This is a genomic window from Parasphingorhabdus sp. (genome assembly GCF_039977335.1).
Lineage (GTDB): Bacteria > Pseudomonadota > Alphaproteobacteria > Sphingomonadales > Sphingomonadaceae > Parasphingorhabdus.
The window spans coordinates 587,501-608,895 of the sequence record NZ_JBDWDI010000004.1 but is presented as its reverse complement, the minus strand read 5'-3'; the positions used below and the strand labels follow the sequence as shown (position 1 = coordinate 608,895).

Below are 21,395 nucleotides of genomic sequence, written 5' to 3'. Positions count from 1 at the left end.
ACCGAGCCTCGCTTATATTGAAAACGGCAAGCATATCCCCAACTCTCTTTGCAGCGGGGCAACACCGAACAGGGGTTTGGAGTTGAATATGCGTAGTTCTTTAAAACTATTTGCAGTCCTTGCCGCAGGAACGTCTCTGGCGTTTAGTGGCGCCGCCCATGCAGGAGAGCCTTATGTAGGCGCATCGGCCGGGCTCAATTTGCCGAGTGATTCTAAAAATCGCGGAGAGTTTGAAGGTGATGTGGCGGCAACAGCTGACTTTGACGCTATTGCATCGGGAACCGATCTCGATTGGACGACAGAGCTCAACAATGGCCTCGACCTGAATCTGCACGCCGGTTACCGTTTTGACAACGGCTTCCGGGTGGAATTACAAGGCTTTTACAACGAAGCCGGTGTGGATCTGCACCGTGATTTGGCGGTCGGTGGAACGGTGATCGACACCGTTGATTCTGCCGTTTTGACACGCGGTGCTGCTGATCCGACCAATCCGACAGTTGGCGCGGTATTGAGCACCGATGACGGTCAGATTAAAAATTACGGTTTGTTCGCCAATGCTTTTTATGATTTCCAGATCAGCGAAAGTCTTGTGCCTTATATTGGCGCAGGTGTCGGCTTGACCCGGCAGGATGTCGAATTTGCACCATCCGGAATCGACGTGGTCGATGATAAGAAGACACGGTTTGCCTATCAGGGCATGGCCGGTGTGAGTTATCGATTGAGCCCGTCCTTCGAGCTTTTCGGTCAATATACCTACCGTGCAACCGATCGCGGCGACTATGATGTCAATCTGTTGCCCGCGACTTTGGGCGTAAAGAGCGAACAATCAATATTCAATGTTGGTTTCCGCATTCCCTTGGGCGGCGGCAGCTAGATTTGAGTTGATCTCACTGCTTTGAGCTGAATAGAAGCGCGTCGCCTGACACAGTTTGACAGGCGGCGCGCATTTTACGCGTTTCCCTGCTGACAGCAGCGAAAACCCCTGCTATCGGCGCGGACATGACTGAACGCTCCCATATCCGTAATTTCTCGATTATCGCTCATATTGACCACGGCAAATCCACGCTCGCGGATCGCCTGATCCAATATACGGGCGGCCTGACCGAGCGCGAAATGAGCGATCAGGTGCTTGATAATATGGATATCGAGCGTGAGCGCGGGATTACGATCAAGGCGCAGACGGTACGGCTCAGCTATACCGCCCAAAATGGCGAGGCTTATGAGCTCAACCTGATGGACACGCCGGGCCATGTTGATTTCGCTTATGAAGTGTCTCGCAGTCTTGCCGCTTGCGAAGGCGCACTGCTGGTGGTTGACGCGGCGCAGGGCGTGGAAGCGCAGACGCTCGCCAACGTGTATCAATCGATCGAACATGATCACGAAATTGTTCCGGTTCTAAACAAAGTCGATCTACCTGCCGCGGAGCCGGAGCGGGTCCGCAACGAGATTGAAGAAATTATCGGTCTCGATGCCTCTGAAGCGGTACTTGCTTCTGCTAAGTCTGGCATTGGAATCGAAGATATTTTGGAGCAGGTTGTCGAAAAGATACCGGCCCCGGGCGGCGACCGCGATGCGCCGCTTAAGGCGATGCTGGTCGATAGCTGGTATGATCCCTATCTTGGCGTTGTGATTCTTGTCCGGGTCATTGACGGCGTGCTGACCAAAGGATTGCGCATCAAGTTCATGGCGCAAGGGACGGAGCATCTGGTGGACCGTGTCGGTTGTATGCGGCCCAAGATTGAGCAGCTGCCGGAATTGGCCGCTGGTGAAATTGGATTTATCACAGCCCAGATCAAGGAAGTATCGCAGACCGCCGTTGGTGATACGATTACGACGGTTAAAGGCGGCGCAGAAGAAGCATTGGCGGGCTTCAAAGAAGTGCAATCAGTGGTCTTCTGCGGCCTGTTCCCGGTTGATGCGGCGGATTTTGAAAAGCTGCGCGAAAGCATCAGTAAATTGCGGCTCAATGACGCCAGTTTTACCTTTGAAATGGAGACCAGTGCAGCATTGGGGCAGGGGTTCCGGTGCGGTTTCTTGGGACTATTGCACTTAGAGATCATTCAGGAACGCCTGACCCGCGAATATGATCTCGACCTGATTACAACGGCTCCATCGGTGGTTTATCGCATGGTGATGAATGACGGGACCGAGCAGTTTCTGCACAATCCCGCTGACATGCCGGACGTCGTGAAGATATCCAATATCGACGAGCCGTGGATTGAGGCCACCATCTATTGCCCCGATGAATATCTCGGCGGTATCCTGAAGCTCTGTCAGGACCGGCGCGGGGTTCAAAAGAACCTGACCTATGTCGGGGACCGCGCCCAGGTGGTTTATGAGTTACCGCTCAACGAAGTGGTGTTCGATTTCTACGACAGGTTGAAAAGCATTTCTCGCGGCTATGCGAGTTTCGACTATCATCAAGTCGGACTGCAGACGGGTGATCTTGTCAAAATGAACATTCTCGTCAACGGCGATCCGGTTGATGCGCTGAGCATGATTGTTCACCGTGATGCCGCAGAAGCGCGCGGACGGCATATGTGCGAGCGGCTCAAAGATTTGATTCCGCGCCATCTGTTCAAAATCCCGGTACAAGCCGCGATCGGCGGTAAGGTCATTGCGCGCGAGACGATCGCGGCGATGCGCAAGGATGTTACTGCCAAATGCTATGGCGGCGATATCAGTCGTAAGAAGAAACTGCTCGACAAGCAGAAAAAGGGTAAAGCCAAGATGCGCGAATATGGCAATGTCAGCATCCCGCAAGAGGCATTTATCGCAGCGCTGAAAATGGGTGATGAGGGTTAAGTAAAACTGCGTAAAAATTGTCTCAATAGGTTTGCTGAACTACCTGATTTCGTGTACCAAAATTTCAATGGGGTCGCGTCACAGTCCTGGGGTTAGGAATGTTAACGCTTTTTGAAACACGAGATCGGCGCGTAAAAGATTTACTCGAAGTGAGGCGATTGCACACGAAATATGGTGATGAACTGGTTGCGGTGCTGGGGAAGCGCGCTTCGGATCGGTCTATGGACGACAGGGATCGTCGCCACTGGAAACGTATCTTGCGCAAGGCCCATAAATACACGCCGCCAACACCGAATCGCTCGACTGCGCCTTAAGTGATTTTTGCATGATAGGTCAGGCGCGGAATGATGCACCTGCAAAAAAAAAGGCAGTTTAGCCTTTGAATTCACACGGTTTTATCTTGCCCGGGAGCGGTGATTTGCCAACGGGGCGGAAGCGCGCGAAATAGCCGCCCAGCTCAGGGCGCTCCATATAACCGATTAATTGATAGCCCACTGCCTCAAACTCACAAAAGAGCTGTTTCGGCGGAATGCCATGCTGTACAAATGGCCGGTCAACATCGACTACGATAACTTCACCGCCATCATAGCTGTCCCCATCCTGATCCCGCCGGATGGAAGGGCGCAGGCGTGAGAGAAACGCATAAGGCTCTCGGACTTCATGGTACATGTGGACCAGGAAAATGCGGTCAAAACTATCCTCGGGCAGGCGCGGATCATCGGGCGCACCGAGTTTGATCGAGACATTGTCCAGCTTGTCACGGGACACACGGTCGGCGAGCCGTTTGATCACGTCCTCATCAATATCCTGCGCCAGCACCCGTCCATCTTCGCCAACCCTATCGGCCAGCCGTACCGTATAATAGCCTTCACCAGCACCAATATCAGCGACCGTCATGCCTGGCGAAAGACCCGCCGCCTTCATAATCTCCTCAGCCTCACCGCGTTTGTCACGCGCAGTCTCGGTCGACCACTGGTTACCGGCAAGATCAGACACAGGCCGAGAGGCGGGCGGGTAGGCCCGTGCAGTCTCCAGCCGGTTCGCATCCTCATCCGGAATACGCTTGCACCCCGCCACCGGAACGGTAACGGCCAGCGCGGCAATCGTAAGGAAGGGAAACGCGAAAAGGTTAGACTTGATCATACTCATGTAGAGGGATTTAGGCGACAGCGGCGATGGGGGCAATGGTGTTCGGGTTGAACGACTGATTTGATCTCGATTTCAATGTGATTCTTGGCGTCCGCTATTGGCGCAAAAGCGTACGTTGAGCTTAAGCGACTTGATTTGGCCCTAATCAACTTTGGGACGAGTCAGCAGAGTAATTCTCTGTGTTTGGATCGCGAAGCCATCGTGTTTCGTTAGGTGGAAGGAATGGATGAGGAGAATGATAAACGAACAGCTGCCGGCTGTTGCAAAACATTCCCCTCATACAAATCTGGTTTGAAGCCTACAGCTTGAGCAGCGCGTCATATGCGTCGCACGCATCTTGAAGAGAATAGCTGCCGTCTGAAGCACTATCCTGAACCTTTTTTTGTATTTCCATCATTTCCGCAGAAAGTTCCTGCATTTTGTCTGGATCGCCAGCCAGTCCTTGCATTTTGGTAGCGAGTTCTGTCGCTTTTTCTTGCATGTTCTCTTGAGTACATGAGGTTTCGGATGCAGCAGTTTCGGTGATCGACGCCGCTTCGGCACCATCAGCTTGGTCACTTCCGTTGTCAGCGCAGGCAGTCAAAGCCAATGCGCTAACAGACAATATTGCAAAAAATGATTTCGTCATTCGATTTCTCCATTTGGGAAGGAGGCTCGTTATTCATAAAGAACTCATTGTACAACCTTATAATGAAAGGGCCAAGCTTTGTAACAAATTGAAATTCAAAGCATTAAAGGCGCGATAGTTAGATACATCGCTAATGTCCGCTAAGGGCGCAAAAGCGGACATTAGAAATCGTAGGTGAGGTCAATCGCGGGAATTACTCAATACAATGGACATCAAAACCAGTAAGGACCCCAAAAGTGCGAGGCCGGCGGTCCCCAAAAAGGCTTGAGCTCCGAACATTTGCGATAACCACCCAAAACTTGTTAACGCACAAATCGCTATCACCGATTGTAATACAACGAAGAAACTCTGAGCTTCTGCCGCAATCTCTTCATCTGTCCAATCAGCGATAAAATTTGTGCACGCCAGAAAGCCGAGTGCATAGGTGAAAGCATGCAAGATTTGGGCAACAACAAGTACCTCAAATCCAGGTTCCAGTGAAAGAAGCGTCCATCGAAACACCGCAACCAAACAAGATACGAAGATCAGCAGACGCGCAGAAAAACGGCGTGCAAATTGTTTGAACCCAAGAAACATTAGTGTTTCAGACAAAGCGCTCACGCCCACCAGAACACCTATCGAAAATTCAGACAAGCCTTGCTGATACCAAAATAGTCCGACAAACCCGCTCAACAAAAAATGCGTGCAATGCACCAATGACCAAGCAAGCAAAGGTAACACAAACCAAGCTTGTTGAAAGTTGAAACTAGGCTGCCCTGTTTTTTGAGATGCAATTTCTGTAATGGACACTCTAAATTTTGGGAGCCCGAGAGCAGCAGTGCCCCGCAAAATCGAAAAACCTATAAAAAGCGGTAAAAATGCCTGAACGCCGTATTCGGACAACAACAAGCCCGACAGGACGACCACTAAAAGATAGCCGACAGTTTTCCACGCATAATACAGACCAAAATCATTGCCCCGTCGGCGGCTCATACGAAGAGCCGCGGCATCGGTAACCGGCAATATTGCCATTTGCGATGTGATCGCCAACGTCCAAACGATGAGTACACTCCAGAAGCTTTGAGCAGCAACAAGAAGGACTGGCAGTAACGCTGAAATGATGGCTCCGCCTAAAATCACTGTTCGCCAGTCAGTTGCTCTGTCAGCTAAGCGACCAATATATGATCCAACAATGAGAATTAGCGCCACCGGTGCAGCGAAAATAATACCGGTTTGACTGGCAGTTATGCCTATCGAGTTTAACCATATTCCAGCGAAAGCATTCACTACGCCAACGCTCATAGCTTGAATAAAGTAGAAGAAGCTTACGCGCATTTCTGGCGTAAGTGAACGAGATTGATTTTTGAAAAACATGCTGAACACCAGAAATAATCGACGAGCGTCGAAGCGTCTGTAGATTACCGAAACTCTAGCGCCATTAATTGCGCCAGTGAGTTGATCCGGTGGGTTAATCTATTTCTGAATCATTCATTTCGCATGATTTTGTGTAACAAATACACAAACAACTGGCAAGCGATCATCAGGTTCCGATGTTTCAACGTGATACCGTTCGAATTTGGGCTTCCGGCTATTTCCTAACGTCCGCTTTCGGGATGTAGCGGACATAAGGCTAGCCTGGGGTAAAGACACAAAAATGGACGCTACAAATTGCAAATATACTCGGCGGCATACGGTTTCTGCAATTTGCGTTTGCCTGTTGGGCAATTGATTTAAATTCATCACCCGGATGGACAAATCAACAGACGATGCTCCGTTCGGTCCAGCTATTCTCCGATGTCATCAGACATAAGATAAATTATGCTACTGCCAGGTCGCAATTAATTTATCATATTCGATGGTCACCGGTTTGGGCTTCTCATTTGCCAATTTCGCTTTGGGCGAGCCGGGTTGGTTCAACCAATAGGCATATCCTCGTTCTTCGCCGAGCTTTGGTCCGAGATCACCTTGCAGCCCCGATCGCTCTAACCGGCTGAGAACACGTTCTTGCTGTTCGCATAGGGCGTTGAGCGCTGCTTGCGGTGTTTTGGTGCCTGAGGAAGCATCGCCGATATTTTGCCACCAGAGTTGCGCCAAGCGGGGATAGTCGGGAACATTGGTTCCGGTCGGTGACCACTGCGTGCGGGCCGGTGAGCGATAAAATTCCACCAGTCCGCCCAGTTTTGGCGCGCGTTCGGTAAAGCTATTATGTTGAATGGTCGACTCCCGAATGAATGTCAGGCCGACATGTGCCTTTTTGACATCGACTGTTTTCGAGGTCACGAACTGCGCATAAAGCCACGCCGCTTTGGCCCGTTTCGTCGGTGTAGACTTCATGAGCGTCCAGGCTCCAGCATCCTGATATCCCACTTTCATGCCGTCTTCCCAATAAGCACCGTGGGGGCTGGGGGCCATGCGCCATCTCGGCGTTCCATCATCATAGAGGACAGCAGACGCCTCTTCGCCGACCATGTTGGCCGTGAATGTTGTGTACCAGAACATTTGCTGTGCAATGGCACCTTGTGACGGAACCGGGCCTGCCTCTGAAAATGTCATACCGGCTGCCGATGGCGGTGCGTAATCGGAAAGCCATTTGGAATATTTGGCAACCGCATAGACTGCAGCGGGTGAATTGGTGGCTCCGCCCCGGGCGACGCAGGACCCGACCGGTTGTGACTTGTCGTTTACTCTTATGCCCCATTCATCAACCGGCAGTCCATTGGGTTCGCCCACGGATCCCATGCCGGCCATTGACATCCAGGCATCGGTGAAGCGCCATCCCAATGACGGGTCTTTCTTGCCATAATCCATGTTGCCATAGACTTTTTTGCCATCAATCTCTCGGCCGGTGAAGAATGCAGCAATATCTTCATAGGCCGACCAGTTGACGGGCACGCCCAAGTCATATCCATATTGTGCTTTGAATTCGGCTTTGATTTTCGGATCGGTGAACCAATCATATCGGAACCAATAAAGATTTGCGAATTGCTGGTCGGGCAACTGATATAGTTTTTTGTCCGGGCCGGTTGTGAAATCGGTTCCTATGAAATCAGGAAGATCGAGGTTCGGATTGGTAACATCGCTACCTTCACCGGCCATCCAGTCGGTAAGATTACGAACCTGTTGATAGCGCCAATGCGTTCCAATCAGATCTGAATCGTTGACATAGGCATCATAGATATTCTCGTTCGACTGCATCTGCGTTTGCAGTTTCTCAACCACATCGCCTTCGCCAATAAGATCATGCGTGACCCTGATTCCGGTAATGGCTGTAAAGGCTGGCGCTAGTACCTTGGATTCATATTCGTGGGTGGCAATCGTTTCCGACACCACCGAAATTTCCATTCCCCTGAAAGGCTTCGCAGCGTCCGTGAACCAAGCCAATTCGGCTTCCTGTTCTTCCCGGCTGAGGCTTGATAATTCGCCAATTTCTTCATCCAAAAATTTGCTCGCCGCGCCTGCCGGATCGGATATGTCGATGTCATTCCGGGCGTCGTTCTTCGTGTCGCTCGAATCTGAACAGGATAGCGCGGCCAGGCTCATGCAAACTATTGCTGCTGTTCGAAAATTTCTCATTTCATTGATCCGATCTTTTGATTTTATACCCAGCGAAATACAAATATTGCGAATAGGACGCAAATGATTAGCGCACCATATTGTGGCGCGTCCAGCAAGCCAATCCACGCGAGATTGATGAAGGCAGAGCCGAGCAGAGAGATGAATAGGCGATCTCCGCGCATTGTTTCTATTCCGAGTATGCCGACTCTGGGCGTACTGGGATGTTTTATGTGCAATAATCCCATACCAATCAGCATAGCGCCGATAGACAGAAAGAATATGGCAGTTGGTAGCGTCCAAGCCATCCATTCCATTTAAGATATCCCTCCCATGTTGCGCTTATCTAAACCCGGCCAAGGGCGAAACCCTTGGCAATGTGATTGCGGACGAAATAGATTACAATCGCTCCCGGGATAATAGTCAAAACTCCCGCGGCGGCCAGCACGCCCCAATCAAGACCGGATGCAGAAACGGTTCGGGTCATGATTGCCGTAATAGGTTTTGCGTCCACGCTGGTGAGCGTGCGGCTTAGCAACAGTTCGACCCAACTAAACATGAAGCAGAAAAATGCGGTCACACCAATTCCTGGCGCGATCATCGGGATAAAGATTTTTGTGAAAAATCGTGTGAAGCCATAGCCATCAATGAAGGCTGTCTCGTCAATTTCTCTTGGGACGCCGCGCATAAAGCCTTCCAATATCCAAACGGCGAGCGGAACGTTGAACAGGCAATGCGCCAAGGCAACGGCGATATGCGTGTCAAATAACGACACGCTGGAATAGAGCTGAAAGAAGGGCAGGGCAAAGACGGCTGGCGGTGCCATGCGATTTGTGAGGAGCCAGAAAAACAGATGATTGTCGCCGAAAAATCGATAGCGACTAAAGGCATAGGCTGCCGGTAATGCGACCAGAAGCGAAATTACGGTGTTGAGCGAAACATAGATGAAGCTGTTCACATAACCCATATACCATGACGGATCAGTAAGGATTGTGCGGTAATTTTTCAGCGTAAAATCGTCGGGAAAAAGCGTGAATGAGCTCAATATCTCGGAATTCGATTTGAAGCTCATGATGACCAGCCAATAGATCGGGACAAGCAAGAAGATCAAATATAGGGCCATTACAACAGGCCCTATTCGCGCTTTTGGCGTGGACCTTGAGCCGCGTTTTTTGGGTGGAAGCCGGTCCTCGCTCATTGCTTCGCCTCATCTTTGTCGATGGTTGTCATGACGGTGTAGAACACATAGGAAATGAGCAGGATGACGAGAAAATACATCAGTGAGAATGCAGCCGCAGGGCCTAAATCAAACTGTCCCAATGCCATTTTCACCAAGTCGATAGACAGGAACGTAGTGGCGTTTCCAGGCCCGCCGCCGGTCAGAACAAACGGCTCCGTATAAATCATGAAGCTGTCCATGAAGCGCAGCAAGATGGCTATCATCAAAACGCCGCGCATTTTCGGAAGTTCAATATATCGAAAGACGCTCCACCGGCTTGCCTGATCGATCATAGCCGCCTGATAATAAGGCTTCGGGATAGAGCGAAGTCCCGCATAGGCCAGCAGTGCAACCAATGATGTCCAGTGCCAGACATCCATAATTATCACGGTGGCCCACGCGTCAAATGCGTTTTGAGAGTAATTGTAAGAGACACCCAAATCAGACAAAACGCGACCAAGCAAACCAATATCTGCACGCCCGAATACCTGCCAGATCGTCCCGACAACATTGTAGGGGATTAGTAAGGGCAAAGACATCAGCACCAGACAGATCGAGGCTGATAGCCCCTTTTTCGGCATGCTCAGCGCCACCAAGATACCCAAAGGAATTTCGATCATGAGAATGATGGAAGAGAAGAGTATCTGCCGACCCAATGCATCCCACAATCGTTCCGATTGCAGCAGCTCTTCATACCATTCCAGTCCGACCCAGAAAAATATATTCTCCCCAAAACTATCCTGGAAAGAATAATTGACCACCGTCATCATCGGGATGATTGATGAAAATGCGACGAGGACCAATACCGGCAGAACCAGAAGCCATGCGCGCTGATTGACAGTCTTTTCCACTAGACCGCGCCCCCTTCGCCTTGATTAATAGCCTTACCATTAATGCGCCAATCATCACGGAATATGCTGATGTTGGCCGGATCAAACTCTATCTTGACCATGTCCGCTTCGATTTCAAAGCCCTCGTCAGCCGCGATGTTGATTTCAGTATCAAACAATGTTGCATTGATGAATTTATGCCTACCCACATCCTGAATACGGTTTATTTGAACCGGCAACCCATCGCTTTTGGTCAACTGAATAAACTCAGGCCGTATCCCTAGAAGAATATCACCCTGCGGGTTGCCATAATCATGATGGAGATGGATCGTATTGCCATTTATATGCGCTTTGTTTCCTGTGACAGAGACAGGAATGAAGTTCATTCCAGGAGAACCAATAAAATAACCCACAAAGACATGCGCCGGTGTTTCGAAAAGCTCTTTCGGGGTACCGATTTGCACTACTCGGCCCTCATGCATCACCACGACTTTTTCTGCGAAGGTCAGGGCTTCCGTTTGATCATGGGTCACATAAATCATTGTATGCCCAAATTCCCGGTGCAACGACTTGAGTTGAGTCCGCAATTCCCATTTCAAATGGGGATCGATGACCGTCAAAGGTTCATCAAAAAGGATCGCGTTAACGTCGTCCCGAACCATACCGCGTCCCAGCGAGATTTTCTGTTTCAAGTCGGAGGTTAGTCCTCGCGCTTTTTTATGAAGATCCGCTTCCAATCCGATCATCTGCGCGATCCGCTCTACACGCTTAGAGATATAGTCTGCTTCCATGCCCCGATTGCGCAATGGAAAAGCCAAGTTTTGCCTAACCGTCATCGTGTCATAGACAACTGGAAACTGGAAAACCTGTGCAATATTACGTTCGGCTGTCGATGATGCCGTAACATCTTTGTCGCCAAATAGAACGCGCCCGCTGGTTGGTGTCAGCAAGCCGGAAATTATATTGAGTAATGTTGTCTTGCCGCATCCGCTCGGCCCCAATAGCGCATAGGCTCGCCCGTCCTCCCAGATATGACTTGCCTGCTTCAAAGCAAAATCGTTATCCCCACCCGGATTGGGGAGATAGCTATGCGCCAGATTTTCGAGAGCTATGGAGGCCAAACCTATACTCCCGACTTTGCAGGTTCATGATTTGGTGACGCAACCAGCTTCTCATCCTGATCAAAATAGAAGATATTTTCCGGGTTTAGGAAAATTTTCAACACTTGGCCAACCTCAAAAGCCTGAAGCCCCGGGATCAGGCCGATCCATCTTTCATCCATCGCATTGACGTGAATATATGTGTCTGACCCAGTAAGCTCTGTGACAATCAGTTTCGCCGTAAATTCAATGGCACCAGACTGGTCATCACTCATTTCGAGATGATGGGCACGGAATCCAGCTCGATATTCGCCATTGGGCAAACGAGCCAAATCATCGTTTAGCTTTGTCGATTGCCCATCCGGAAAGTGAACGACAGTGCCATCTTTCCGTACGGACAAAAAATTCATCGGCGGGTCAGAGTAAACGCGAGCGGTCGTTTCATCCACGGGATTGCGATAGACATCCATAGCCTTCCCATATTGTGTCACCCGGCCGTTCCAGAGGGTAGCAGTGTTTCCGCCAAGCAAAAGCGCCTCTTCCGGCTCTGTCGTCGCGTAAACAAAAATGCTCCCAGACGCCTCGAACAGCCGCGGGATTTCGAGGCGCAGCTCTTCCCGCAACTTATAGTCCAGATTTGCAAGCGGCTCGTCCATCAGGACTAAACCGACGTCTTTCGCCAGTGCGCGCGCCATCGCGCACCGCTGTTGTTGTCCACCCGATATTTCATTGGGCTTGCTATCAAGAATAGAAGTCAGTTTGAGCAGTTCAGCCATTTCCTGCACTTTTGCATCAATCTCCGCTGCGGACTTTTTCTGCAGCTTCAGCGGCGATGCAATATTGTCATAGACCGTCATCGAGGGATAATTGACGAACTGCTGATACACCATCGCAATATCGCGGTCCTGCACGCGCTTTTTCGTGACGTCCGCATTTTTCCAAAAGACTTTGCCAGTATCAGGCTTGTCGAGCCCAGCCATGAGACGCATCAAGGATGTCTTGCCGGACGATGTTGGTCCGAGCAGAACGTTCATCGTTCCTTTCTGCAATTCCAGATCGGTGGGATAGATGTGCGTCTCACCATTGGATATCTTGGAAACCCCCTGAAGTCGCAAACTCATGAGGCATTCCCAATGCGCGCGTCAGATGGTTGGCCCATTTTGGATTTCGCCAGACAGGCCACGATTCTGAGCATCTTTTCTCCCAATGATAAAATGTAGCGCCCTTTCGAACGAAGGGTCGCCTCCACGCTATGGCATCAAATGATGCTCAAAGCATACAGAAAATGCATTGCAATTGAGCCAATGGTTCGTAGACCCGAAATATGCAAATTTCCCGCAATGGTATGACGTTAGCTTTGGTTGTGTGTCTCGCCGTTATCATGACTTTCTATTTTACACGCGATTCTGTTGCGAATCCTTCGTCGGACAGTGCGGGGCAAGAAACCAAGAAATTACAGTTAGATGTCATCGCGCAAGTTGGCCCTTGGCCGGTGGCGTCTCGGCTGATCGGATATCGGGGCAAATTATGGTTCGCGAACTCGGTCAAGGGCCGCAATCACAATTCGGCCGATATCTGGAGTTTCGATCCCGACACGCGCGAAACGAGATATGAACGGCATTTATACAGTCAGGATGCTGGGCATCCATTGGTCTACAGGGGATTGCTATACTGGCCGTTCGAAGATGCATTGCAATCTGCCGGTGAAGGCGTTGTTGAGGTTACCGATGGTGTGACTTGGCAACCTTTGACCATTCCCAATTCTCCTATTTATCACACTAGCCAGTTGCTGGAGTGGAAAGATGGATTGCTGGCAATTACAGGAACGCGCAACGCCGGTATGCAACTATCAAGGGATGCCGGGCGCAGTTGGGAAGAATTTTATATCCACCCAACGCCGTCTACGCATGTCAGCCGGGTCAAGGAGATGCTTGTATTTGACGGTGAAACTTATGCTTCGCTGAAAGACACCAAGGTTAAACGTCTTGTCAGGTGGACTGGCTCTGGTTTCCAGACCGTCAGCAGTTGGCCGCTCAATCGTTATTTTAACGGCCTGACGGTTCATAGAGAGGGGCTCTTTGGAATTGTCGGGCGTGGCCGTGAGAGAGAAATCTGGCGCTTTGATGGGAGAAGATCCATCCGGGTTGGCTTCAAGGGGCCTTTCGTTGATTTGGCGAGTGACGGTGATCAGCTCTGGATCGTCTCCAACGATGGACGGCTATGGTCGAGCCAAAACGGTAATAGCTGGACCCGTCATGGCGATTTAGAAAGCGGCCGACCTGTATCTATTCAAGCGATTGCTGGAGGAATCTATATAGCCGGAGCGGGAAATGATGGACGGGGAATTGTCTGGGGCTCTCGTGATAACATCATTCCGCTGCATGACCAGCCGCCCGAGCTCATCTCACAACTCCCTACCAAGAAGATCGCATTGGATTGGGAGGCGGTCGGTCAAAAAATTGACGCGCTTTTGTCCGATCCGTCGACCTATTCGGGTACGGGCACCGGCGAAGTTCGCAAACTCATAGTTCATGCTTCCGTCAGTGGCGCTCCATTTGGTTTTTTTGCTGAGCGTTTGAAAGCGGAGATACCGCCTGTTGAAATAAGCGCATTCGGCGGGAATATGCAGCTCAAAGCAACAGATATTGCTCGCGCGACTCTATTATCCGGCATGGAGAGAGCTGGTCATGCAAATGTACCAACCGCATATCTAACCGACCCCTGGAGCTCTAAGCCAAATAGCTATGAGAAATATTTTGAGATAGAGCTCAGTGCATTGCGGGCTGTCGCAGCTTCCGGTCAGGATGATCGAGAAACAATAGAAGCGCTGTTGGCAAGACTGGACTTTGCAAATGATCCTCCATGGCTAAGGTCGCAAGTAATCGGCACGCTAACCGCGGTGAGTGGCAAGCATTTCGGTTATGATGTTGCTGCGTGGAGAAAATGGGCGAAGTCAAAAAATTGAGACGCCGAGGCTCATGCCATTCTGTGCAATCTTATTAGAATCTGTACAGTCTAATGGAGGGATAACTAATCAGATATATCTCATAACTATCTATAAAATAAAGACTCGTACATGTTCTGCGACAAAGTGATACAAATATTCAGTTGCTGCCGGGCCTCCGTGAATTATGGTCAGGTTCGGGGCAGCATGATTGGAAGTGAGTATGACCATTGCGGCAGCCATTGCTATGAATCGGTTCGGCCTCGGCCACCGTCCAGCCCATAGAGCGCCAGATGGGCCGCGAGCTTGGCTGCTCGATCAGCTGATGCGTTATGACCCATCTCCCGCAGCTATTGCAGATCAACCTTCACGCCACGCCATTGCCGATGCGTTTCAGTCTTATCGAATGGATGCCCGGCAGTTTCGAAAGTTGCGCAAAAACAAGACAGGCACTGACGATCAAATCGCAATGCTGGAAGCGCAGCGCAAGGAGTCTCGAAAAGGCTTGCGAAATGTCCATATGGAAGCAGTTGATGCGCGGCTAGCTATTGCTGTGAATAGCGATACGGATTTTGCAGAGCGGTTGGTGCATTTCTGGTCGAATCATTTCGCTATCTCGGTTGAGAAACCCCCAGTGGTGGCGCTGTCGGGCAATTATGAGTTTGAAGCCATACGTCCACATATCATGGGCAAGTTTTCCGATTTGCTATTTGCGGCGGTTCAGCATCCTGCAATGCTGCTGTTTTTGGATCAGGCCCAGTCTGTCGGTCCGGCTAGTCCGATGGCGCAGCGGATATCGCGGCGGCGTGGGAAGAAATTTGGGCTCAATGAAAATCTCGCGCGGGAGGTGTTGGAGCTTCATACGCTTGGTGTTCGCACTGGCTATGACCAGTCCGATGTTACCGAACTGGCACGCGCGCTGACGGGCTGGACTATTGCGGGATTAACGGGTGGGCCAGCGCAGCGGCGGCTGATCGCGGACGCAAAGACTGGTGACACTGTTTTTGTAAATGCAGTCCATGAGCCCGGCCAGCGGCGGATAATGGGTAAAAGCTATGGTGCCGATGGTGCTGAACAGGCCAAGGCGATCCTTTTCGATCTTGCGGTCCATCCTGCTACCGCCCGTCATATTGCGACCAAGCTGGCGCGGCATTTCGTCTCGGATATACCGCCGGACAATTTGGTCAAAAAGCTGGAAGAGAATTTTCTCAAAACGGGTGGTGACTTGCCCGCATTATACCGCACGCTGGTCGAAGCGCCGGAGGCTTGGCCAGACCAATGGAACGGTGCGCAAGCAAAGTTTAAGTCTCCATGGGAATGGCTTGTTTCATCGCTGCGCGCGCTGAACGTCAACGAACTGCCGCGCAATATGAAAACAGCGCAGCTGTTGCGGCGTCTTGGTCAACCGGTCTGGAAACCGGGATCACCAGCGGGCTATGCCGACGAGGCGGCAACATGGGCGGGCAGTGCGGCCTTGATGCGGCGGGTTGAAATGGCGGAGCGCATTGCCCAGCGCAGCGCAGACCGCGTGGATGCGCGAATACTGGCTCCGCAAATCCTGCCAGGACTACTTGCCAATAATACATTTGAAGCCGTTGCTCGTGCCGAAAGTCCGTCTCAAGGCCTTTCGCTGTTGCTGGTTTCACCAGAATTTTTACGGAGATAATCATGCGATATCATCGTCGTTCTGTCATTGCTGCCGGTCTGTCGGGTCTTGCTATGAGTATGGCCCATCCGGGAATGGCATGGGCATCGGCTGCAACGGACAAGAAGTTTATATTCATCCTGCAGCGCGGAGCGGCAGATGGCCTCGCAACTGTTGCACCAACCGGTGATCGCGATTTTCTAAGCGCCCGAGGCAATTTTGCCGAAGAAGCTCTAACTGGCAGGAAGCTGGATGATTTGTTCACATTGCATCCTGCGATGGTTGAGACAGCAGGGCTGTTTGAGCAAAAGCAAGCCAGTTTTGTTCATGCGCTGGCCTCTGGCTATCGCGAGCGCTCTCATTTTGATGCCCAGAACGTCATGGAATCTGGCGCTATGCAGCCATATGGCAGAGACGACGGATGGATGAACCGGCTGTTGTCATTACTGCCTGCCGACAGTGCAAAGGCATTGGCTGTGGCACCGTCTGTGCCGCTGATTTTGCGAGGACCAGCCCCGGCAAGCAGTTATGAAAAATCACGGGGCAATGGCCCTGATGAAGATTTGATGCAGCGCGTGGCGATGCTCTATGCCGAAGATCCCGCGCTCTCTTCTTTGTGGCAGGACGCAGTCGAAACCGATGCTATGGCGGCTGTGCAGCAAGGCAAGATGCGCGGCGGCGCTGCGGTGGGTTCGATGGCGGCTGGATTGATGAACGGGCCGGCAGGCGCGCGGGTGCTAATGTTGGAAACCAATGGGTGGGATACGCACAGCCGGCAGAAAGGGCGGCTGGGCAATCAACTGAAACAGGCGGATGCCCTAATTGCCGCTTTGCGAGACGGTTTGGGAGAAGACTGGAACAATACGCTTGTTCTGGTCGCCACCGAATTTGGTCGTACGGTTGCCTTCAACGGTACAGGCGGAACGGATCATGGCACGGGATCCGCTGCCATGCTTTTCGGAGGCGCGCTGAAAAATGGTGGTACGGTGAAGGCCGATTGGCCGGGGCTTGCGGCTGCTAGTCTATTTGAAAATCGGGATTTGCGTCCGACTATGCGGTTTGAGGACATAGTGACCGATGCGCTGTCCGATCATTATGCCATCGACCCCGTTCAGATGAAACGGACGCTGTTTCCTAATTTCGTCTAAGCCTATGCACCATCCTGCTTAAGCCACAGCGGCAATCCAGCGGTGATTAACGCGACGTCGCCCGCAACCGCGGCCATGCGCTGGTTCATCCAGCCAGCCTCATCACGAAATTGACGGCCCAAAGGAGTTTCCGGGACAATGCCGGAACCGACTTCATTCGATACAAGAATGACTGGCCCTGATGCGTTTGACAGAGCTTGACCCAGAGCGTCCAAAGCGGCCGTGATGTCCTGATCCGCGAGCATGATGTTACTGAGCCATATCGTTAGGCAGTCAACCAACACTGTGGTTTGCTGACTGCTATGGGCAGTGATAGCGGCGGCAAGATCCAACGGTTCCTCGACTGTTTGCCATACTGGACCCCGATCCTGCTGATGACGTGCAATGCGGTCGGTCATCTCTTCATCAAAGGCTTCTGCGGTGGCGATATAGATAAGCTGACGGCCGCTCTCCTCTGCCATTTTTTGCGCAAAGCTGCTTTTGCCGGAACGGGTGCCACCCAATATCAGAGTGATTTGGCCGCTTCTGTCGGATTTGATAGGCATAATTGTCTTGCTCCGCAGAATTGGGATGAGTAGAGCAGCCTCTGCTACAGGTTCCCGGAGACGGGATCAAAAGGGAATTCGGAAGGGAAAGCAATTTTCCGATCCGAAGCTGCCCCCGCAACTGTGATTGGTGAGCTTTTTCGTCAAATCCCACTGGACTTTATGTCTGGGAAGGGGACGAACCCAGCGATGACCCGAGAGCCAGGAGACCTGCCCGTAGCTGTCGTTCTATCATGCGGACGGGGTGTGCCATATGATCGAGGAGTTCCTCGCGTAGCGACGATTACCATCGGGCTACGCATGTGGGAATCCCATGGGCGTCAAATATGCGTGGCCTTTTTGAATGATTGTCAAAAAGGAATATTCATGCGTTTTCATAGTTTTATATTATCCACCACGGCACTAGTCATGGCTCAGCCGGTTCTAGCTGAAACGGCAGTGGTTACCGAAGACGGCGATGAGGTCATCGTGGTGACCGCATCTCGATCGGAGCAGCCACTATCACAAACCGGACGTTCGATCACCGTCATTGATCAAGATCGGATCGAACGAACGCAGAGCGTTGCTGTTGTCGATCTGCTCCGCAATGTGCCGGGTGTCACTTTCGCGCGCAATGGCGGTATTGGGACATCAACCTCAGTATTTATTCGCGGTGCCGATTCCAATCAAACGGTGGCTTTGATCGATGGTGTAAAGCTCAACGATCCATCCTCTCCCGGCGGCGGCTTCAATTTTGGCAACCTGCTCACCGGCAACATATCGCGGATCGAAGTGCTACGCGGCTCGCAATCGGTGATCTGGGGCAGTCAGGCCATTGGCGGCGTGATCAATACCATCACGCGGGCACCGACCGATGATCTTACAATCAACGCGCGAGCCGAATATGGCTATCGCGATACCGGGCAAGTTGTTGGCAATGTTTCCGGACGTTTCGGTCCCGTTGCTGCCAGTGTCGGTGCCGGCTATTATCGCAGCGATAGTATTTCTGCGTTTAATGAAGAGCGCGGCGCGACAGAGCGCGATGGATATCGCAATTTCGGAGCAAATGGTAAATTTGAGATCACCTTGAACGAGGCAGTTTCCTTGGATTTGCGCGGCTATTATTCGGATGGCCGGACCGATATTGACGGTTTCACTGCAACCGGATTGGGGGATACACCAACGGTCGCGAATACCGAGGAATTTGTCGGCTATTCAGGGTTGAATATCGCGCTGTTTGACGGCCGGTTCCGAAACCGGTTCGCCTTTGCCTATACCAGCGTAAAGCGTGATAATTTCAATCTGGATGTACAGACTTTTGATGCATTGGGCCGGAACGAACGGTTTGAGTATCAGGGCATATTTGATATTTCCGACATGTTTAGTGCGACCATTGGTGCCGAGACAGAGACATCTAAATATCGCGATGGGTCCGGGGCCGCTGCCAATAATTTTAGCGCCGAAATAGATAGTTTTTATGGCCAGCTCAGCATCACACCCGTTGCAGGTTTTACCGCTAACGCCGGTATCCGCTATGATGACCATAGTACATTTGGCGGCGAAACGACTTTCGCCGGTGATATTGTCTACAGCCCCAATCAAGGCAATACGACTTTTCGCGCCAGCTATGGCGAGGGGTTCAGGGTGCCATCACTGTTCCAGCTATTCAGTAATTTTGGTAACCCGACACTCGATGCAGAAACTTCGCGAAGCTATGATGCAGGTATCACGCAAAAGTTGATTGATGGGAAAGTCGAAGTCAGTGCGACGATATTCCGGCGGAATAGTCGTAACTTGATCGATTTTATAAGCTGTCCAGTTCAAACCGGAATCTGTGAAGATCGCCCGTTTGGTACATATGACAATGTGGACCGCGCACGTGCACAAGGTGTGGAAGTTGGCCTTACTATTCGCCCCGTTGAAGCGCTGACATGGGCTGTAAACTACGGTCTTGTAGATACAGAAGATCGCAACACGGATTTAACACTTCCGCGACGGCCAAAGCACAGTATCAATGCTTCGCTGGATTATGACTGGTCCTTTGGCCTGAAAACAGGCGCCACGATCACGCATGTGGGATCGCAATTCGATAATGGATCGAATACGCGCGAAGTGGAGGGCTATGTCGTCGTTGATCTGCGTGCTGCTATGCCGATAACCGATAACATTGAAATCTATGGCCGCGTTGAAAACCTGTTCGACGAAGAATATGAAACCATATTCCGCTATGGCACGCCGGGTAGATCCGCTTTTGCTGGCGTCCGGTTGCGTTACTAATATGAGCAAAAGCCCAGCCACTGATCCGTTCCGCTTTCATGGCGGACGATTGGCGGCTGCGGCTTTGCATTTTGCAGACGCACCCAAGCCTTGGATTGACCTTTCGACAGGGATCAGTCCCTGGGCATATCCGGTTCCCGAGCTGGGGCTGGATGCTTGGCGTCGCTTACCTGAGCCGGAACAGATTGCCGATTTGGAGTTGGCGGCAGCCAGGGTATTTGGTTTGAACAACACCGCCGAGATTGTGGCTGTGCCGGGCAGCGATATGGCGATACGAATGCTCGGCGCATTATTCGCGAACCAACGTGGCGCGATGCTGACGCCGATTTATTCTGGTCACAAAGCCGCTTGGCCAAACGCTTCGGAAATCACTATCGAAGAGGCGGCAGGGCATGATCTCATTATTCTCGCTAATCCTAACAATCCCGATGGCCGGATCGTATCGCCAGATCATTTAGGGGCGTTTCCGGGACAAGTGATTGTCGACGAAGCCTTTGCCGATACGGCGCCGGCGACGAGCATCCTGCCAGAACGCGGTGATGCGATTGTCCTGCGGTCCTTTGGCAAATTTTACGGGCTGGCAGGAATTAGGCTGGGGTTTGTGATTGCGGACACCGCAGTGGCGGAGCGACTGCGAGCAATGCTGGGGGACTGGCCGATATCAGGCATCGCGGCGACCGTAGGATTGGCTGCATATCAGGATCAGCAATGGCAAGAAGTTCAGCGCCATCGTTTGCAAGAAGCCGCCGAGCGCCTGGATAGACTATTTGAGAAATCCGAAATTGAAATCGTCGGAGGAACATCACTGTTCCGCTTAATCTCTCATGATAACGCACGGGAATTATTTGAAATATTGGGCCAGTCGGGCATATTGGTTCGGCCATTTTCTGATGACGCTTCGCGGCTACGCTTTGGTTTGCCGGGCGGCGAGGATGAATGGAGACGACTGGACTATGCCTTGAGCCAATGGAGGGAAATGCAATGACCGAAGCGGATGACAAGCATGCAAAGCATAATGCGCGGATGAAACGCGTGCAGGCAGCGCGCGCGAAGATGCAGGCGCGCCGAACCATTGAGCGCGGTCTGCTGATTGTTCATACTGGCAACGGCAAAGGCAAATCTTCGTCCGCTTTCGGGATGGCTATTCGCTCGCTCGGTTGGGGTATGAAGGTCGCGATTGTCCAATATGTCAAAGGTAGCTGGGAGACAGGCGAAAAGAATTTTTTCCAAGCCAACCCCGATCTTGTGACGTTTGAAGTCATGGGGGATGGATTTACCTGGGACACACAAGATCGCGCACAAGATATCGCTGCGGCCAAGGCAGCCTGGGAGCGTTCCAAGGAACTGATCATGGACCCCGAATATGACTTTGTTATTTTGGACGAACTGAACATCGTGCTGCGTGATGACACGCTCGATATTGCCGAGGTGGCTGAGTTTTTAGAACAACGCCCCATGGAAAAGCATATCTGCATCACCGGTCGCAATGCCAAGCCAGAGCTGATTGAGATGGCGGACCTCGTGACCGAATTTGATGAAGTGAAACACCCGTTCAAGGCAGGATTTAACGCGCAAAAGGGCGTTGAATATTGAGG

General features: G+C 51.5%; 19 protein-coding genes and 1 riboswitch. Of the genes, 9 read left to right on the top strand and 10 right to left on the bottom strand.

What is annotated here, in order from left to right:
- The first annotated feature begins 88 nt into the window (after nucleotides 1-88).
- The 3 genes from ABJM21_RS10145 to ABJM21_RS10135 all read left to right on the top strand — a co-directional run bounded on the left by ABJM21_RS10145 (nucleotide 89) and on the right by ABJM21_RS10135 (nucleotide 3,119).
- Nucleotides 89-874 (top strand): outer membrane beta-barrel protein, encoded by a 786-nt coding sequence (locus ABJM21_RS10145; RefSeq protein ID WP_348301260.1) that lies wholly within the window; start codon nucleotides 89-91, stop codon nucleotides 872-874.
- 125 nt (nucleotides 875-999) lie between these two features.
- Nucleotides 1,000-2,805 (top strand): translation elongation factor 4, encoded by a 1,806-nt coding sequence (gene lepA, locus ABJM21_RS10140; RefSeq protein WP_348301261.1) that lies wholly within the window; start codon nucleotides 1,000-1,002, stop codon nucleotides 2,803-2,805.
- 98 nt (nucleotides 2,806-2,903) lie between these two features.
- Nucleotides 2,904-3,119 (top strand): hypothetical protein, encoded by a 216-nt coding sequence (locus tag ABJM21_RS10135; protein ID WP_348301262.1) that lies wholly within the window; start codon nucleotides 2,904-2,906, stop codon nucleotides 3,117-3,119.
- A 58-nt stretch (nucleotides 3,120-3,177) separates the two neighbouring features.
- On the opposite strand, the gene ABJM21_RS10130 is transcribed toward ABJM21_RS10135, so the two are convergent.
- The 9 genes from ABJM21_RS10130 to ABJM21_RS10090 all read right to left on the bottom strand — a co-directional run bounded on the left by ABJM21_RS10130 (nucleotide 3,178) and on the right by ABJM21_RS10090 (nucleotide 12,383).
- Nucleotides 3,178-3,954, bottom strand: coding sequence for a class I SAM-dependent methyltransferase (locus ABJM21_RS10130; RefSeq protein WP_348301263.1), 777 nt, complete (start codon nucleotides 3,952-3,954; stop codon nucleotides 3,178-3,180).
- A gap of 298 nt (nucleotides 3,955-4,252) precedes the next feature.
- Nucleotides 4,253-4,582, bottom strand: coding sequence for a hypothetical protein (locus tag ABJM21_RS10125; protein ID WP_348301264.1), 330 nt, complete (start codon nucleotides 4,580-4,582; stop codon nucleotides 4,253-4,255).
- 180 nt (nucleotides 4,583-4,762) lie between these two features.
- On the bottom strand, nucleotides 4,763-5,935 hold the full coding sequence (locus tag ABJM21_RS10120) for an MFS transporter (RefSeq protein ID WP_348301265.1): 1,173 nt from the start codon (nucleotides 5,933-5,935) through the stop codon (nucleotides 4,763-4,765).
- Nucleotides 5,936-6,382: 447 nt separating this feature from the next.
- The gene (locus ABJM21_RS10115; RefSeq protein WP_348301266.1) at nucleotides 6,383-8,101 is read right to left on the bottom strand and encodes an ABC transporter substrate-binding protein; all 1,719 of its coding nucleotides are present in this window, start codon (nucleotides 8,099-8,101) and stop codon (nucleotides 6,383-6,385) included.
- Nucleotides 8,102-8,157: 56 nt separating this feature from the next.
- Nucleotides 8,158-8,430 (bottom strand): DUF2160 domain-containing protein, encoded by a 273-nt coding sequence (locus ABJM21_RS10110; protein WP_348301267.1) that lies wholly within the window; start codon nucleotides 8,428-8,430, stop codon nucleotides 8,158-8,160.
- A 29-nt stretch (nucleotides 8,431-8,459) separates the two neighbouring features.
- Nucleotides 8,460-9,311, bottom strand: coding sequence for a carbohydrate ABC transporter permease (locus tag ABJM21_RS10105; protein ID WP_348301268.1), 852 nt, complete (start codon nucleotides 9,309-9,311; stop codon nucleotides 8,460-8,462).
- Nucleotides 9,308-10,183, bottom strand: a complete 876-nt coding sequence (locus tag ABJM21_RS10100) for a sugar ABC transporter permease (RefSeq protein ID WP_348301269.1) — start codon at nucleotides 10,181-10,183, stop codon at nucleotides 9,308-9,310. Before ABJM21_RS10100 ends, ABJM21_RS10105 begins: the two co-directional genes overlap by 4 nt.
- Nucleotides 10,183-11,283, bottom strand: coding sequence for an ABC transporter ATP-binding protein (locus ABJM21_RS10095; RefSeq protein ID WP_348301270.1), 1,101 nt, complete (start codon nucleotides 11,281-11,283; stop codon nucleotides 10,183-10,185). Before ABJM21_RS10095 ends, ABJM21_RS10100 begins: the two co-directional genes overlap by 1 nt.
- Before the next feature lie 2 nt (nucleotides 11,284-11,285).
- Nucleotides 11,286-12,383 carry an ABC transporter ATP-binding protein gene (locus ABJM21_RS10090; protein ID WP_348301271.1) on the bottom strand — a complete coding sequence of 366 codons (1,098 nt, stop codon included), beginning with the start codon at nucleotides 12,381-12,383 and terminating at the stop codon, nucleotides 11,286-11,288.
- A 203-nt stretch (nucleotides 12,384-12,586) separates the two neighbouring features.
- On the opposite strand from ABJM21_RS10090, the gene ABJM21_RS10085 reads away from it, so the two are divergent.
- The 3 genes from ABJM21_RS10085 to ABJM21_RS10075 all read left to right on the top strand — a co-directional run bounded on the left by ABJM21_RS10085 (nucleotide 12,587) and on the right by ABJM21_RS10075 (nucleotide 16,999).
- Nucleotides 12,587-14,227 (top strand): sialidase family protein, encoded by a 1,641-nt coding sequence (locus ABJM21_RS10085; RefSeq protein WP_348301272.1) that lies wholly within the window; start codon nucleotides 12,587-12,589, stop codon nucleotides 14,225-14,227.
- A gap of 202 nt (nucleotides 14,228-14,429) precedes the next feature.
- Nucleotides 14,430-15,872 (top strand): DUF1800 domain-containing protein, encoded by a 1,443-nt coding sequence (locus ABJM21_RS10080; protein ID WP_348301273.1) that lies wholly within the window; start codon nucleotides 14,430-14,432, stop codon nucleotides 15,870-15,872.
- Nucleotides 15,873-15,874: 2 nt separating this feature from the next.
- Nucleotides 15,875-16,999, top strand: a complete 1,125-nt coding sequence (locus tag ABJM21_RS10075) for a DUF1501 domain-containing protein (protein ID WP_348301274.1) — start codon at nucleotides 15,875-15,877, stop codon at nucleotides 16,997-16,999.
- A gap of 2 nt (nucleotides 17,000-17,001) precedes the next feature.
- Here ABJM21_RS10075 and cobU read toward each other — a convergent pair whose 3' ends face one another.
- Entirely contained in the window at nucleotides 17,002-17,544 is a 543-nt protein-coding gene (cobU, locus tag ABJM21_RS10070) for a bifunctional adenosylcobinamide kinase/adenosylcobinamide-phosphate guanylyltransferase (protein WP_348301275.1), read from the bottom strand.
- 31 nt (nucleotides 17,545-17,575) lie between these two features.
- Nucleotides 17,576-17,777, top strand: a riboswitch (cobalamin riboswitch).
- A 133-nt stretch (nucleotides 17,778-17,910) separates the two neighbouring features.
- Here cobU and ABJM21_RS10065 point away from each other — a divergent pair.
- Genes ABJM21_RS10065 through cobO form a run of 3 tightly spaced genes read left to right on the top strand, consistent with a single transcriptional unit; the run spans nucleotide 17,911 to nucleotide 21,393 of the window.
- On the top strand, nucleotides 17,911-19,800 hold the full coding sequence (locus tag ABJM21_RS10065) for a TonB-dependent receptor (protein ID WP_348301276.1): 1,890 nt from the start codon (nucleotides 17,911-17,913) through the stop codon (nucleotides 19,798-19,800).
- A 1-nt stretch (nucleotide 19,801) separates the two neighbouring features.
- A complete protein-coding gene (locus tag ABJM21_RS10060) occupies nucleotides 19,802-20,785 on the top strand; it encodes a threonine-phosphate decarboxylase (protein WP_348301277.1) in 984 nt (327 codons plus the stop codon).
- Nucleotides 20,782-21,393 (top strand): cob(I)yrinic acid a,c-diamide adenosyltransferase, encoded by a 612-nt coding sequence (gene cobO / locus ABJM21_RS10055; protein ID WP_348301278.1) that lies wholly within the window; start codon nucleotides 20,782-20,784, stop codon nucleotides 21,391-21,393. The genes ABJM21_RS10060 and cobO overlap by 4 nt, the downstream gene beginning before the upstream one ends.
- Nucleotides 21,394-21,395 lie beyond the last annotated feature (2 nt).